Below are 15,178 nucleotides of genomic sequence, written 5' to 3' on the forward strand. Positions count from 1 at the left end.
GTGTTTTACCCCAAGACATTGGCGTAGACGTGCTGCGCCAGTTTCTGCGGATCGGTCGATTTCTTGAGTACGCCGATACGGCGGAAGTCGTCGGCGAAGAACGCGATCTCGTCGCGCAGATCGACACCGGTCGGATGGTGCGAGTAAGTGAGCGTGGCGTAGAGCTTGCGCAGGTCTTCCGGGCTGATCTTCGGCGAGTACTTGGCGAAGATCTTGGCGGCCTCGTTCGGGTTCTCGTTGACGAATTCGGTCGCCTGCACGATCGAGCGTGCGAGCGCACTCGCCGCCGCGCGGTCGTTGCGCACCAGTTCACCGCGTGCGCCGATCACGCAGCAGACCTTGCGTGCGTATTCGCCGGTGAGGTTGGTCGCGAGTTCGACATACGCGCCGTTGGTGCGCTTTTCCAGCAGATAGAGGTTCGGGTCGCCGTCGGCGATCGCTTGAATCTCGCCTTTGTCGACGGCCACGCCCAGCAGGTCGGCCGGGTACTGGCGCCACGTGATGTCGCGCTCGGCATCGATGCCGTGTTTCGAGAGCAGGATCTGGAAGAAGTGCTTGCCCGGGGCGGCGAGATCGGACACGCCGACCGTCTTGCCCTTGAGCGATTCAAGCGACGTGATGCCGGCGGCCTTCGAGCCCAGCAACCGCACGCAACCGCCGTGCGAGCTGCCGATGATCTTCACGTCGAATCCGGCTTCGAGTGGCTTCAGCCAGCGGTGAATCATGCCGACGGCAGCGTCGGCCTTGCCGGTGGCAATCGATTCGAGCAACTGGTCGGTCGAGCCGCTGTAGTTGATGAGATCGACCTGAAGCCCGTTCTTCTCGAAGAAACCCCGCTCCTGCGCTGCCACGATGGGCGTCAGGCAGAACGAGTTCTGGTTCCACGCGAACGTGAGCTTGCGTTTCTGCGACCATGCCTTGCGCCCGAGCAGCAACGCCGGCGCCGCAAGGGCCACGGCCCCCCCGGCTCGCAACACCTTGCGGCGCCCCGTCTGCACGTTATCGATCACTGACGATGGCGCGGTATTCCCCTTTTCCAGAAACTTCATGACGACGATTCCCCTGTTTGTTTTTGATGGTGGTCTGAACTGGTTTCGATGCGACGGATCCGTCGAGCCAATCAGTCGAGCAGATCGGGCTCCGCTTCGACGAGCCCTTCGAACAGGCTCTCGAAGGAATACAGCGCGCCCTCGGGGCCGCCGACCTGACTGTGCGTATGACGTGCGGTGGCCTCATCGATGGGCTGCGGCGTACCGGCGGCTTCGGCGAGCAACTGCGTGTGGGCGGCGTTCTCCAGCGCGATGTACCACCAGGCGGTGGCTTCCACGGTCGGACCGGCGGTGAGAATGCCGTGGTTCTTGAGAATCACGCCTTTCACCGTGCCGCTGCCGTCGGGCTTGTTCAGTGCGTGGGCGATACGTTGCCCTTCGCTGTCGTCGACCACCATGCCGGTGAAGTCGTCGAACAATGCGTGGTCCTCGAAGAAGCCGCACGAGTCTTGCGTGAGCGGATCGAGCGCACGGCCCAGCGTCGACCACGCTTTGCCGTAGGTCGAGTGCGTGTGTGCGGCGGCGACGAGGTGCGGATGCGCTTCGTGAATGGCCGCGTGAATCGCAAACGCCGCCTTGTTCAGCGGGCGGTCGCCGATGACCGTCTCGCCTTTCGAATTCACCAGCAGCAGGTCGGAGACCTTGATGCGAGAGAAATGCACGCCGAGCGGATTGACCCAGAAGTGGTCGGTCAACTCGGGGTCGCGCGCGGTGATATGCCCGGCGAGGCCGAGATCGAAGCCGTGACGCGCGAAGATGCGGAAGGCGGCGGCCAGCCGTGTCTGGCGATGGCGGCGCTCGGCGAGCACGTCGCTGCGCACGGGCGGGGCATCGAACCAGAAACGCTGTTGCGGCGCGGCGTTGAGCACCAGCCCCGTGGGCGTGGTGTGTGGGGGGTGGGGGGCGTGACCGGCAACGTCATCGTTGCGGGCAAAGGCAGTGGTATTGACGGGAAGAACGGCGGCCATGGTGTTTTCCTTGGGTCGGCAGGACGCGATCAGGCAGCGCGACGTGCAGCGCCGGTCTCGCCGCTCTCGCCGCGTTCGCCGTTCTGGCGGTCGCGTTCGGCAACGAGCGTGCGCAGGCGCGGAATCAGTTCGCGGCCGTAGTCGATGGTGTCGCCCAGCGGGTCGAAACCGCGAATCAGGAACGTGCTGACGCCCAGGTCGTAGTAGTCGAGGAGCGCGTCGGCAACCTGTTCGGGCGTGCCGACGAGGGCGGTCGAGTTGGAGCGTCCGCCGATGAGTCCGGCGATCTCCGTCCACAGCACTTTGTCGAGGCGCGCACCCTTGTCGGCAGCCGCCAGCAGACGCCGTGCGCCTTCGCTTTGCAGGGCCGAACCCTGCGATAGCCCGGCAGCGGCGCGAATCGCTTTTGCTTGCGCCAGAATCTGATCGGCGCGGGCCCACGCCTTGGCTTCGGTCTCGGCCAAAATCGGGCGGAACGACACCGAGAAGCGTGGCGTGCGTCCATGTACGGCCGCTGCCGCGCGCACGCGGGTGGTCAGCTCACGCACCTGATCGAGCGATTCGCCCCACAGCGCATAGATGTCAGCGTGTTTGCCGGCGACTTCGAGGGCCGCGCCGGAGGCACCACCAAAGAAGATCGGCACGTGCGGCTGCTGCACCGGTTTGACTTCCGAGTAGCCCTGCTTGAACCGGTAGTACTGGCCCTCGTGATCGAACGGTTTGTCTTCCGTCCAGATGCGGCGAAGGATGCTCAGATACTCGTCGGTGCGCGCATAGCGCTCGTCGTGCGAGAGAAAGTCGCCATCGCGCGCCTGTTCCTCGTCCGACCCGCCCGAAATGAAGTGCACGCCCAGACGGCCGCCGCTGAACTGGTCGAGCGTGGCGATCTGGCGTGCGGCGAGCGTCGGCGCTGTAAAGCCCGGACGATGCGCGAGCATGAAGTGAATGTTCTCCGTCACCGTCGACGCATAGGCAATGGTGAGCGTGGCCGACGGGCTGGTGGAGTGGTGCGGGACCAGAATGCGGTCGAAGCCCGATTGCTCGTGGGCACGGGCGAAGGTGCGCACATAGTCGCGGTCGACCACCGGGCCGCTCTTCGGGTGAATTTCGGACTGCTTACTGCTTTGGATCATGCCGATGATCTCGACGCTCATGAGCGCTCTCCTTGCTTTCTCTTGTGGGGCAACAGAGGCGGCAGCGCTGACAGGGCGACGTGGGCCGGTTTGCGCTACACGCCCATCGATCGGAACAGACGGTGAACGGGAGTGAGCCTACGCAAACAAATCTCGGCCGTTAAATAATCATTTCCGCAAAGATTATTCAATATGGATGGTTGGGCTTATCCCGCCAGCGCCTTACGCTATGAGCACTACGTACAACCCGGCGACCCGGTACGTCCTGTACCTGACGCGTATTTGCTTATTCCAAATCTCATGGCTACCGTTGCTCAACCTCTCGAGTTGGCCGCGTCGGGCGACGACCGCACCGGCGTCTCCGGCGCCGTGCTGCATCTGGCCAGCACGCAGGGCGAAGGGCGTCATGCGGGCGCAGAACCTCGAGCCCTGCGTGCCGACACGTTCACGCGCTCGCTGGATGCGCTGCTGCCGCAACTCACTCGCGACTTCGCTGCGGGGGCTGCCGCGCTCGATCGCGATGCTCGCTTTCCGTTCAACAACTTCGCGCAATTGCAGCGTCACGGGCTGATTGCTGCGGTGATTCCGCAAGCCCATGGCGGTCAGGGTGCGGGGTTGGCCGAGGCACGCCGGATCATCGGCGCCGTGGCGGCGGGCGAATCTGCCACGGCCCTCGTGCTGACCATGACGTATCTGCAACATCGCTCGCTGGTGCGTACCAGCACGCGATGGCCTGACGCACAACGCAGCGACGTGTTCCGCAGCGCCGTGACCGAGGGCGCGTTGATCAATGCGCTGCGCGTGGAGCCCGATCTGGGCACACCGGCGCGCGGCGGCTTGCCATCGACCATCGCGCGCCGTACGGAAACGGGCTGGCGGCTCTCGGGCCGAAAGCTCTATTGCACCGGCATTCCGGCGCTTAGCTGGCTGTCGGTCTGGGCGCGCACGGATGAGGCCGAGCCGCGCGTCGGCGTGTTTCTCGTGCCAAGGCCAGCCAATTTTCAGGATGCCGGGGATGCGCTGGATCGTCCGGGCATTCGCGTTGTGCCGAACTGGGACCATCTGGGGCTGCGCGCATCGGGCAGTCACGAAGTCATCCTCGAAGACATCGATCTGCCTTTTGGCAACGCCGTCGATATCCGTCCGCTGCACGAGTGGGCACCGGCAGGCATCGGCCAGCGCGATAACGACGCGCACATCGAACAGCAGGCGTGGATGAGTGTGTTGCTGGGCACGCTCTATGACGCCGTGGCGCGGGCGGGCACCGAATGGCTCGTCACGTTCCTGAATACGCGGGTCCCGGGCAATCTGGGCGCGCCGCTGGCCACCGTGCCACGCGTGCAGGAAGCCGTCGGCGAGATCGCGACCTTGTTGCACGTCAACCAGCGTTTGCTCGATGCGGCGGCTGCGGCCGCCGATGCGGGCCAGCCCGATGACGATATCGCCAGCGGCGCACTCAAATTCACCGTGACGGGCAATGCCATCCGTGTGCTGGAACTGGCCTTGCAACTCACGGGCAATCACGGGCTCTCGCGCAACAATCCGCTGGAGCGCCATCATCGCGACGTGCTGTGCAGCCGCATTCACACGCCGCAAAACGACACCATCCTGAGCGCGGCCGGCCGGCGCGCGCTCGCTGCCTTTCGGGTTCACGCATGACCGCTGCTTTCGTTGAAAACACCCCGTCCAACGTCTCTGACGTTGCCCATTTGTCCGCGCACGACTACGACGCGCTCGATCCGCTGCGCAACTTCGTCGCGGCGTTTTCACGGCTGCTGGAACGCCGTCCGCACGAGACGACTTTGCTCGAAGAAGGCGCGGGCCTGCTTGCGCAACTGGTCGCCCGCGACGACTGGTTGCCTGACGCGTTTGCCACGCCGCACCCCGAGCACTATCAGCAATACCTGCTGCATTGCGATTCGGGGCAGCGCTTCAGCATCGTCAGCTTTGTCTGGGGGCCGGGTCAGCGCACGCCGATTCACGACCACACTGTGTGGGGGCTGATCGGCATGCTGCGGGGTGCCGAGGATTCGCTGCCATTTGTGCTCAACGCGAAGGGCGTTCCCGTCGAAGCGGGCGAGGCGCTGCGGCTCGTGCCCGGCGACGTGGAGATTCTGTCGCCGCGCCTTGGCGACATTCACCGCGTGACCAATGCCTTCGACGATCGCGTTTCAGTGAGCATTCACGTGTATGGCGCGAACATTGGCGCCGTGCACCGCAGCGTGTTCACCGAAGCGGGCGAGCGCAAAGGCTTTGTCTCCGGCTACGCCAACGCGCAATTGCCGAACCCGTGGGGCAGGGCGGCGCAGCGCGTCTGACGCTATGGCGCGGCATGGCGCTTACCCCCATGCCGCGCATCCCGGGCTTCTCACGCCATGCCGCAGCGCACCACATCGCGCGGTACGGGCGGCCGGGGCTTCTGCCACAATGGCCGTCTGGCTGCGCAGGCCATGCCCTCCCTTTTGCTTGCTTCCGAATTCAAGGAATTGCCGTGTCCGATCATTCGACCGACGTGCCGTCGCAGACGGCTGATACCACCGCCTTCCCCAAACTGACCTTTGCCGACGTGCGCGCCGCGCTACTCGCGGGGCAGGAAATCGCGCTGGTGGATGTGCGCGAGGAAGACCCGTTTGCGCAGGCGCATCCGCTGTGGGCGGCCAACCTGCCGCTCTCCCGCGTGGAAATCGAAGCGTGGGCGCGCATTCCGCGCCGCGATACGCGCATCGTCGTCTACGGCGAGCACGGCGGGCAAGACCTCGCACCGCATGCCGCTGCCGTGCTGCGCAACCTGGGCTATGGCGACGTGAACCTGCTCGCGGGCGGCCTCGATGGCTGGACCGCGGCGGGCGGTGAAGTGTTTCGCGACGTGAATGTGCCGAGCAAGTCGTTCGGCGAGTGGGTCGAAGGGCTGCGCCACACGCCGTCGTTGTCCGCGCAGGAAGTGCAGGCGTTGCTCGACGACGAAGCCGACGTGGTAGTGGTCGATGCGCGGCGCTTCGACGAATACCAGACGATGAACATCCCCGGATCGACCAGCGTGCCCGGTGCGGAGCTCGTGCTGCGCGTGCGGGAACTGGCCCCTGACCCGGCGACGCGCGTGATCGTCAATTGCGCAGGCCGTACCCGCAGCATCATCGGCACGCAGTCGCTCGTGAATGCAGGCCTGCCCAATCCGGTCGCAGCGCTGCGCAACGGCACTATCGGCTGGACGCTGGCCGGGCAAACGCTGGAGCGTGGGGCGCAGCGCCGTCATCCTGCACAGGTGCGCGAAGCGACGCTCGCCGTCGCGCGTGAAGGCGCGCGTGCTGTGGCCGACCGCGCTGGCGTGAAGCGCATTACGCTCGATGCCGTGGCGACGCTGAACGCGCCCGGCCGTACGGTGTACCGCTTCGACGTGCGCACGCCGGAGGAATACGCAGCCGGTCACTTGCCGGATTTCGCGAGTGCGCCGGGCGGACAACTCGTGCAGGAAACCGATCATCAGGCCCCCGTGCGAGGCGCATGGATCGTACTGGCGGACGACGATGGCGTGCGCGCCGACATGACCGGCTCGTGGCTCGCCCAGATGGGCTGGACTGTCTACGTCGTGGAGCCGCACAGTGCGCACACGCGCAGTGCACAGGGCGGCTGGCCGTTGCACACGCCAAGCGCACCGGATGTCGCCTCGGTCACGCCCGCGTTGCTCGCCCGCTGGCTCGACGACGCGGCCCCGGGGGAGATTGCAGTGCTCGACTTCACGGCGAGCGCCAACTACGTCAAACGGCATATCCCGGGCGCGTGGTTCGCGATTCGGGCGCGGCTGGCCGAGGCGTTACGCGCCGTCGGTCCGGCGCAGCGGTATGTGCTGACGTGCGGATCAAGTTTGCTTGCACGCTTTGCCGCAGCAGATTTGCGACGTCTCACGGATGCCGAGATCGTCGTGCTCGAAGGCGGTACGCAAGCGTGGATCAACGCCGGGCTGCCGCTGGAGACCGGCGAAACGCGTCTGGCCAGCGCGCGCGACGACCGCTATCGCCGTCCCTACGAGGGCACGGATAACGCTGCCGAGGCGATGCAGGCCTATCTGGACTGGGAGTTCGGACTGGTCGATCAATTGCATCGCGACGGCACGCATCGCTTTCAGGTGATCTGACGCAACGTCCCGGGCATTCGCGACAGTCGCGGCAATCCGGGAAGTCTGCGTGAGCGGAGCCGCAGGCGTGGCATACTCCGGTTTTTCCGAGGTCGCCGGCGGGCTCATCGACGTGAGCGCGGGCCGGTACGGCGGCCCGCTTGCTCTCCGATTCGACCATGCCATTGCAGCGCTTCATTGCCCGCCGACTGGGCGCCCTCACCGAGCCGAGCACGCGTATCCCCTACGCGTGGGTGTATCACGAGCCCGACGTTTTCCTGCAACGCACGTCGCATCTCAACGTCGCCAAAAAGTACCTGCATCGCCGCCTGCGTCTGGCGCTGAGCGGTCAGGCGAGCCGCGAGGTGCGCCACGTGCCGCCTAATGCGCGCGTGTTGTGGATCTACGGTGGCAAGGCCTCGGTCGGCGACGCCGTGATGGACCTCTCGGGGCGTGCACTGTTGCGCGGGCGCGAGGCGCCTGTCGATCTGCTGATCACCCCCAGTCTCAAGGCAGTCTTCGAAGGCGACGACATCTTCCGGCACGTCTACGACGACCCGAAGGCGGTGAATCCGGCCGACTACGACGTCGTCGTGATGCAGGAATTCAACTACCCGACGCTGCGCATCAAGCGACGCCACTTCCCGACGTTGCCGTTTGCGTGTCTGTTCCGCTTCTTCCACGGCCCGGACCGTAATCAGACGCAATTCAGTCTGGCGGCGGTCAACGATGTCTTTGCCCTCGGTCTCGGTCCCGACGAGCTGTTCTCGCGCGCGAAGCCGTATCTGCGCGCCGAGACCGATCTGCCTGATGCCATCGCACAACAACTGCCACAGCGTCCGTATCTCGTGCTGGCGATGGGCGGTGTCGAGCCGCGCCGTACCTATGCGCACTGGCGCGAGTGTCTGGCCGCTTACGATGCCGCGACGGCCGGTATGCCCGGGTTGCCGGCCGGTATCGTGCTGCTGGGATCGGGCAATGGCGCAGACGCCGCCAAGGCACTGATGGAGGCGGAGTTCGCGCATCTGCAACTGGTCTCGTTTGTTGGCCAGCTCACATTGCGCGATGCAAAGCGCGTGATCGCCAACGCCGCGCTGTTTGTCGGTGCCGACGGTGGTCTTATGCACGTCGCGCACACGACGCCGACGCCAAGCGTCACGCTGTTCGCGAAGGCGGAGCCGCCGTATCTGCGCCTCACGCCGGGCTGCCAGTCCACCCCGCTGCAAACCGAGAGCGACGTGAGTGCGGTCGATCCGGTCGAACTTGCCGATACGATCGTTGCAACGCTGGCGTCGTCGCCACCGGCATTGCCACGCTGATTTCCTCCTTTCGCCCTCAAATCTCCCAATCGCGCACCTGTCAACGTTGACAGGTGACGCTGACCCCCGCCAGGCCTATGTTGGTCGCAGGCGGCGGCGTCGACACGGCCATGTCAGGATCGATCGTACGTGGAGGGTTGTCGCGTTGTGCTGTCCGTCGTTCCTTTCTGAAAAGGAGCCAGCGTCATGCCTACGTCAACTTCCGCGGCACCCCGGCAGCGCGTTCTGGCTTCGGCCATCGGACTCGCCTTTGCGACACTCGCGATGTCGTCACAAGCAGGCACGGTGATCGGGACCAATCAGGTCATTGACGCCCCCGGCGACGCGACCGAAACATGGACGGTCAGCAACACTGGCTCGCTCACGGTCAATAACGGTGCCGCGACCAACTGGCTCTTGATCCAGGGCGCCCCGCCGTCGACGGGGCCTTCGACGCTGACGACCGACGGCGCGACGATCATCTCGACCGCACCGGGGGCCGGCGGCGGCGCACCACCCGCCGCGATCACGATAGAAAACTCCAGCGCGACGATTTCGAATTCGACCGTATCGAGCGCGACTAACGCCGGCATTCAATTGGTGGGGCAGACCACCGCAGGCCTCGTTGCGCCCACGGCGACCGTCACGAACAGTACGGTTTCGGGCTTCCAATACGGCATTTCGGTATCGTCGAACGGCGTTCTCACGTTGAATAACTCGAACGTGAGTGCCGGGACTGGCGCCGCTGGCGGGATCAACGGCGGCGTCGTGAACTTCGACTCGACGGTGGTCGCCACCGGCGGCACGATCAGCGGCAACATCTCCGGTGTGACAGCGACCACGACCAACCTGACCACGGAGACGACCTCGAACACGACCTTGAGCGGCGTCAGTGTGAGCGCAGCGACCGGTGCCGCAATCGTGGTGCAACCGGCCCGTCCGGTGGCCGCCTTCGAGGGCCACACGGCCAATATCCTGATCGAAGCCGGCTCGACGCTCACGGGCGGCAACGGTTACGCCTTGCAAGCCACGGGCCTGATCACGGCCAATGCCACGATCGACAACTCGACCATCGTCGGCAACGTCAGCGGTGACGGTACGGCCACGCTCAATCTGACGTTGCAGAACAACGCCAACCTGACCGGCTCGCTCGCCAATATCAACGTGCTGGCGGTCAATTCGAATGCGACGTGGCGGCTCATCAGCGACAACACGGTCGGGACGGTGACGATGAATGGCGGGAACATCGATATTTCGGGCACCGCGCTCGGCACACCGACCACGCATACGCTGACGATTGCCACGCTCTCCGGCACGGGCACGTTCCTGATGAGTACCAATCTCGGCACCCACACCGGCGATCTGCTCAATGTGACGGGGACGGCCACCGGGACTTATCAGCTTCACGTGCGTAACTCGGGCGGCGAGCCGACCAACCTTTCACCGCTCACCGTCGTGCAGACCGGTGGCGGAGGGGCAGCGTTCTCGCTGGTCGGTGGCAAAGTCGATGCGGGCGTCTACAGCTACACACTGGAGCAGCAGGGCAACAACTGGGCACTGGTCACCAACCCCGGTTCGCCGGAAGACCCCGGTGAAGGCGATCTGACGCCGGGCGCGAAGACCGTGCTCGGACTCTCCGGCGCGGGGCCGACGGTCTGGTACGGGGAAGCCGCCATCCTGCGGTCGCGGTTGGGTGAGCTTCGTATCGGAGACCAAAGCAATAGCGGTGTCTGGGCACGCGCCTTCGGCAAGCAATACAACGCAAAGCCGGAGGATGGTACAAGCTACCGCCAGACGCAGTACGGCGTGATCGGCGGTGTCGACGGTGTCGTCGGTCAGGCGTGGGGCGGCACGTGGCTCGTCGGTGCAATGTTGGGCACCAGTCACAGCAAGCTGAGCTTCGATAACGGTTCGACCGGCGGCGTGAACAGCTACACCGCAGGTCTGTACGCCACATGGATCACGAAGGCCGGTTGGTACTTCGACGGCTTGGTGAAGTTCAACCACTTCGTCAACAGCGCGGACGTCATCATGAGCGATGGCACCGGTTCGCACGGCGGCTTCAATAACAACGGTATCGGCGCGACGCTCGAATTCGGGCGGCACATGGAATTCGGCAACCGCTGGTTTGTCGAGCCGTACATTCAGGCGTCGATGGTGCGTATCGGCGGGGATAACTTCTCGCTGGATAACGGCATGCAGTCGTCGACGTCTCACACCGGGTCGGTCGAAGCCCGCATCGGCGCGGCGTTCGGCAAGACGATCGAACTGTCCGGCGGCGCACTGCTGCAACCGTACCTGAAGCTCGCCGTGATTCAGGAGTTCATCACGAGCAACCAGATCATGATCAACGGCATCAACTTCAACAACGACACGTCCGGCACGCGCGTCGAGTTCGGGGCCGGTGTAGCGGCACAACTGCGCCACAACATGCAGATCTACGCCGAAGTGGAAACGAGCGCCGGGCACAAGATCAGCCAGCCCTGGGGCGCCCAGATCGGCTTGCGTTACGCCTTCTGACGGCATTCACCCATCGCCTGCATCGATTCCGTGGGAGGACGGGGCGATGAAAAGTCGTGAATATCTCTGAAATTAACCATTAAATCAGTGGTTTACATCACATTTCGCCCTACCGTCTGCCTCGTTGGTCAACTTTCAACGAGGTCTCCTCTTGGCGTATTCGACGTTCTCTCCGCGTTCCCGGGTTTCCACACGTTCCCAGCACTTTCCTCTGTCCGCGCCCGCTCAGATGCCAATGCGCCTGCTGGCGGCATCCGTCTTTCTCGCGCTGGCGGCACTCTCAACCGATGCACGGGCGCAAGACCTCATCATCGACACCTCGTGTATTGGTGCTGACCTCAGCGGCTTTTGCACCCGCGAGCACGACGAGCTCGACGGCAACAGCATGACCGTGACCGGTGACGGCCGAGCCCGGCTGATCGGCGCGACGGACCGCGCGACCTCACTGGCGTATTTGCGGGTGCTGGATGGTGGCACCGTTGAAGCTTCGAATCTGAATATTTCCGGCCATGCCAACGCCGACATCTCCCGTGGTCTTCTCAGCGTTGTCGACGGCAGCCGTTTATCGCTGACCGATTCGACCGTCATCAATACTGGCGACATCGCGCTTTCCGTAGGGCGCTCGACACGAGATCCGTCGCTGTCACCGGCGATCGCCAGTCTGGAGAACGTGAGCCTGAAAGCGGTCGGCCGTGGGGTGCTCCTGACCGGCGACGCTCTCCTCGAGATGTGGGGCGGCGAGGTGATTGCCGAGCGTGGCACGGGCCGGTTCAATTACGCCGTACAGGTGACCGACAGTGCGTTTCGCGCCTACGGCGCGCGCCTCGTCGGTGCCGATCACGCGGTAGTTATCTCGACGGAAGTCAATCCGACAAATGCTGGCTCGGAGGTCATCCTCTCCGGGGCGACGCTTGAGTCGGAGGATGGCGCGGCCATCAGCATCTATCGCGAGCGAGGTTCCACACCGGATGAATTCAACGTCTCGCTCGCCATCGTGAACGGCACGACCATCAAGGCGGGCAACGGCACGCTGATTGAAGTGGGTTTCGATCAAGTGGTCGATGATCCGCTTAGCGTGGACATTACGGTCGATAACAGCCGTCTCGAAGGCGACATCAAGTTCAAGGACTACGTCGACTCCGACCTTACGTTGTCGAACCATGCCGTCGTTACCGGACGCATCGAAGGCGCTGACCGCCTCCATCTCAACGATGGCGGCGAATGGCGCCTGATCGAGAACAGCCAGACGGCAAACATCGCCATGCAGGGCGGTATCGTCGATATTCACGGCACGGCGGCCGAAGGGCAGTACCACACGCTGGAAATCGGCTCGCTCTCCGGCATGGGCATGTTCCGCATGCAGGTCAATCTTACCGATGCCGTGAGCGACCAACTGCATCTGACGGGCGGCGATTCGACCGGCGACTTCAGCCTCGCCGTGAAGAACACCGGCACCGAGGCGAAGGTGGAACGTCATCAACTCGTGCAGGACGACGGCGGCAGCGCCGGATTTTCCGTGGTTGGCGACACGGTCGATTTCGGCGCGTACTCGTACAGTCTGCAAAAGGAAGTGATCGACGGAAAGACTTACTGGCATCTCGTGCGCGACGGCGGGCCGTCGGCGGGGACCGATTCGGTCGTCGGCATTTTCAGCGCCGTACCGACGGTGTGGGCGGGAGAGGCCGCCACGCTGCGTACCCGTCTAGGCGAAGTGCGCATGGCCGAAACCAAGGAAGGCGGTGTTTGGGCGCGTACGTTCGGTAATCGCCATAATGCGAGTCCGAGCGTCGGTCAGGGATATTCGCAAGACCAGTGGGGCGTGATCGCCGGTGCCGATCGTGTGATCTCACGCGACGACAACGGCACGCTGTTGGTGGGGGCCATGGCCGGTACCAGCAGCAACAACCTGAAGTTCAACGGGGGCTCGACCGGTTCGATCGAGAGCTACACCGCGGGCGTGTATGCCACGTGGCTCGGCACGCGTGGCTACTACCTCGACACCGTATTGAAGTACAACCACTATCAGTCCGAGCTCGACGTGCGCATGCGCGACGGCGGGCGGAGTAAGGGCGACTTCAACACCAATGGTCTCGGCGTCTCGGCAGAATTCGGCCGCAAGATTGCGCTCGCCAATGGCTGGTTCGTCGAGCCGTATTCCCAGATTTCGGCAATGACGGCGGGCAGCGCTGAATTCACGCTCGATAACGGCATGACCGGCAAGTCCGATCGCAACGCCTCGGTACAAGGGACGTTGGGCGTGACGCTCGGCAAAACCTTCGAGACGTCGAAGGGCAATTTCCAGCCGTATGTGCGCGCTGCCGTGGTGCAGGAGTTCGTGAAGAACAACAAGGTCCGCATCAACGACATCGAGTTCAACAACGATCTGTCGGGCACACGCGGTGAAGTTGCCGTTGGTCTGGCGGCGCAGATGCAGCACAACCTGCAAGCCTATCTGGATACGTCGTACTCGATCGGCTCACGTCTGGACAAGCCGTGGGGTGTGAACGTCGGCGTGCGCTACACCTTCTGACGCGGAGTGCAGTCCCCAAGACTTCTTTCGTGACGAAGCGGGGGTGGGGCCGATCCCCGAAAGGTCGGTGCCGCTTCCTTGCCCCGTGTGACTTCTGTCACGCGGGGTTTTTTTATGGCCGTGCGCAGTACACGCGAGGTTGATCGGCAACGGCGACCGCCATGCCTTCACCCACGCGCATCGCCTGAAAATAATCGGTGTTTCCCGGGCGAAAGCCCGGCAGCAGGTAGCGATACACCATCTCGTCGTCGGACGCGTCGTTGATCAACCGCGTGGTGTGCGTGGTGCTCACGCGCAAGATGCTGCCGACCGACCGGTAGTCGAACTCCATGGCCCGGTGCACGCGCGTGAGTGGTGCGTCGTCGGGCTTGCCCGTATCGGGGCTCGCGCGCAGAAAGCCCGAGAAGCGGGTGAAGCCCGTGCCGTTAGCACGGTATTCGGCATCGGCCCGGCCCCAAGACCGCACCAGCCGTTTGCCCGAGTGGGTGGCGAATTCGATATCGGCCAGACACTGCCATTCGATGCGCTCCGGTCGTGCCGATAGCCAGACCGCACCCCATGGCAGCAAGGCGGCAAGGGCGATGCCCAGAACGAGATAACGCGGACGAATCATTGACTTCATGGGGAGGCGCGGCTCGCTTGCTGGTTGACGATCAGATAGGACACGCATTCGGGCGCGTGTTCTTCGATGGCGTAACGGCAGAGGATGTAGCTCGACGTGTCGCCGTGTGCGGTGTCGTTGATGTAGACGAGCCGGGTTTGGAGATCGCTGACTGAGACCGGTGGCTCGCGCTTGAGTGTGGCGATGCGATCGGCAATGAAGGCAGTGTCTCGTGCCCGGTCGGGCGTGATGAAGTAGCGGTGCGTATCGTCGCCCGCGACGGGGACCCAGACGGCGGGCTGCGCGTTCGTGCGCAGGTCGCCGCGCAGCGGCGGGATCACCTGAAACGCCGCGAGCGTGCTGATGAGTGCGATGCCCGCCCAGATGCCGGTGGCCATCAGGGGCCGGACGGTGAACCGAGAAACAGCGCGAACTGACAATGACACCGGCGGCGATGTCGCCGGAATACCGGCCGCTACGTTCGATTCCTGTGCTTCTGCCGCTGATGAAATTTCTTTCTCATCTGCGTCACTTTGGGCATTTTCCCGGCCAAAGTGCGGCATCGGCAGCACCGGAGAGGCAGGAACGACGCTGGGTGCGGTGTTGGCGTCCACGAACGGACTGACCCTGACAACCTGCGTCAGGCGATAGCCGATGCGGGGGACAGTGACGAGCGCGGCCGGATCGACGCTGGCTTGTTCCAGCGCCCGCCGGATCTGGACGATAGCCTGACTGAGGTTGTTGGCGGAGACGACCGCCCCGTATTGCTCCCACGCCTGCGTGAGTAGTGTCTTCTTGGTGACGATGTCGCCATCGGCTTCGAGCAGCACCAGCAGGCATCTGGCCGCGGCGGCGCCCAACGAGAGCGGCACGTCGGGGGCTTGCAGGCTCTCCAGTGCAAGGGTGTCGCTGTCGAAGCGGGCGGCATCGCCGATGAGGTACTTGGCCATGTCGAAGGGTCCGGGGGA

Annotated in this window: 11 protein-coding genes; 6 read left to right on the forward strand and 5 right to left on the reverse strand. The window is 64.2% G+C overall.

Translation table 11 applies throughout. The annotated features are described in order from the left end of the window. Window positions 1-5: 5 nt before the first annotated feature. The 3 genes from CDV44_RS02760 to CDV44_RS02770 form a co-directional block, all read right to left on the reverse strand. On the reverse strand, window positions 6-1,049 hold the full coding sequence (locus CDV44_RS02760) for an ABC transporter substrate-binding protein (protein WP_087686582.1): 1,044 nt from the start codon (window positions 1,047-1,049) through the stop codon (window positions 6-8). Between the two features lie 71 nt (window positions 1,050-1,120). After that, on the reverse strand, window positions 1,121-2,017 hold the full coding sequence (locus CDV44_RS02765) for a class II aldolase/adducin family protein (RefSeq protein WP_087686583.1): 897 nt from the start codon (window positions 2,015-2,017) through the stop codon (window positions 1,121-1,123). 29 nt (window positions 2,018-2,046) lie between these two features. Further along, window positions 2,047-3,171 carry an LLM class flavin-dependent oxidoreductase gene (locus CDV44_RS02770; protein WP_087686584.1) on the reverse strand — a complete coding sequence of 375 codons (1,125 nt, stop codon included), beginning with the start codon at window positions 3,169-3,171 and terminating at the stop codon, window positions 2,047-2,049. 279 nt (window positions 3,172-3,450) lie between these two features. On the opposite strand from CDV44_RS02770, the gene CDV44_RS02775 reads away from it, so the two are divergent. The 6 genes from CDV44_RS02775 (at window position 3,451) to CDV44_RS02800 (ending at window position 13,609) form a co-directional block, all read left to right on the forward strand. Then, window positions 3,451-4,809 (forward strand): acyl-CoA dehydrogenase family protein, encoded by a 1,359-nt coding sequence (locus tag CDV44_RS02775; protein ID WP_087686585.1) that lies wholly within the window; start codon window positions 3,451-3,453, stop codon window positions 4,807-4,809. Continuing rightward, window positions 4,806-5,468, forward strand: coding sequence for a cysteine dioxygenase (locus CDV44_RS02780; protein ID WP_087686586.1), 663 nt, complete (start codon window positions 4,806-4,808; stop codon window positions 5,466-5,468). Before CDV44_RS02775 ends, CDV44_RS02780 begins: the two co-directional genes overlap by 4 nt. 194 nt (window positions 5,469-5,662) lie before the next feature. Next, window positions 5,663-7,282 carry a rhodanese-related sulfurtransferase gene (locus CDV44_RS02785; RefSeq protein WP_249277418.1) on the forward strand — a complete coding sequence of 540 codons (1,620 nt, stop codon included), beginning with the start codon at window positions 5,663-5,665 and terminating at the stop codon, window positions 7,280-7,282. A 158-nt stretch (window positions 7,283-7,440) separates the two neighbouring features. After that, window positions 7,441-8,580, forward strand: coding sequence for a glycosyltransferase family 9 protein (locus tag CDV44_RS02790; RefSeq protein ID WP_087686587.1), 1,140 nt, complete (start codon window positions 7,441-7,443; stop codon window positions 8,578-8,580). A gap of 186 nt (window positions 8,581-8,766) precedes the next feature. Beyond that, window positions 8,767-11,079 carry an autotransporter outer membrane beta-barrel domain-containing protein gene (locus CDV44_RS02795; protein ID WP_087686588.1) on the forward strand — a complete coding sequence of 771 codons (2,313 nt, stop codon included), beginning with the start codon at window positions 8,767-8,769 and terminating at the stop codon, window positions 11,077-11,079. A gap of 229 nt (window positions 11,080-11,308) precedes the next feature. After that, the gene (locus CDV44_RS02800) at window positions 11,309-13,609 is read left to right on the forward strand and encodes an autotransporter outer membrane beta-barrel domain-containing protein (RefSeq protein WP_087686589.1); all 2,301 of its coding nucleotides are present in this window, start codon (window positions 11,309-11,311) and stop codon (window positions 13,607-13,609) included. A gap of 112 nt (window positions 13,610-13,721) precedes the next feature. Here the strand turns inward: CDV44_RS02800 and CDV44_RS02805 are convergent, their stop codons facing one another. Together CDV44_RS02805 and CDV44_RS02810 are read right to left on the reverse strand one after the other, a co-directional pair. Further along, window positions 13,722-14,231 (reverse strand): hypothetical protein, encoded by a 510-nt coding sequence (locus CDV44_RS02805; protein ID WP_141118658.1) that lies wholly within the window; start codon window positions 14,229-14,231, stop codon window positions 13,722-13,724. Then, window positions 14,228-15,160, reverse strand: coding sequence for a transcriptional regulator (locus CDV44_RS02810; protein ID WP_087686591.1), 933 nt, complete (start codon window positions 15,158-15,160; stop codon window positions 14,228-14,230). Before CDV44_RS02810 ends, CDV44_RS02805 begins: the two co-directional genes overlap by 4 nt. Window positions 15,161-15,178 lie beyond the last annotated feature (18 nt).

The sequence above is a fragment of the Pandoraea sp. PE-S2R-1 genome (assembly GCF_002179865.1).
GTDB lineage: Bacteria > Pseudomonadota > Gammaproteobacteria > Burkholderiales > Burkholderiaceae > Pandoraea.

Bases quoted from the DNA above. Each gene is read 5' to 3' on its own strand.
- CDV44_RS02795 (WP_087686588.1), top strand. From the start codon at position 8,767: ATGCCTACGTCAACTTCCGCGGCACCCCGGCAGCGCGTTCTGGCTTCG.
- CDV44_RS02775 (WP_087686585.1), top strand. From the start codon at position 3,451: ATGGCTACCGTTGCTCAACCTCTCGAGTTGGCCGCGTCGGGCGACGAC.
- CDV44_RS02780 (WP_087686586.1), top strand. From the start codon at position 4,806: ATGACCGCTGCTTTCGTTGAAAACACCCCGTCCAACGTCTCTGACGTT.
- CDV44_RS02805 (WP_141118658.1), bottom strand. From the start codon at position 14,231: ATGAAGTCAATGATTCGTCCGCGTTATCTCGTTCTGGGCATCGCCCTT.
- CDV44_RS02770 (WP_087686584.1), bottom strand. From the start codon at position 3,171: ATGAGCGTCGAGATCATCGGCATGATCCAAAGCAGTAAGCAGTCCGAA.
- CDV44_RS02810 (WP_087686591.1), bottom strand. From the start codon at position 15,160: ATGGCCAAGTACCTCATCGGCGATGCCGCCCGCTTCGACAGCGACACC.
- CDV44_RS02760 (WP_087686582.1), bottom strand. From the start codon at position 1,049: ATGAAGTTTCTGGAAAAGGGGAATACCGCGCCATCGTCAGTGATCGAT.
- CDV44_RS02800 (WP_087686589.1), top strand. From the start codon at position 11,309: ATGCCAATGCGCCTGCTGGCGGCATCCGTCTTTCTCGCGCTGGCGGCA.
- CDV44_RS02765 (WP_087686583.1), bottom strand. From the start codon at position 2,017: ATGGCCGCCGTTCTTCCCGTCAATACCACTGCCTTTGCCCGCAACGAT.
- CDV44_RS02790 (WP_087686587.1), top strand. From the start codon at position 7,441: ATGCCATTGCAGCGCTTCATTGCCCGCCGACTGGGCGCCCTCACCGAG.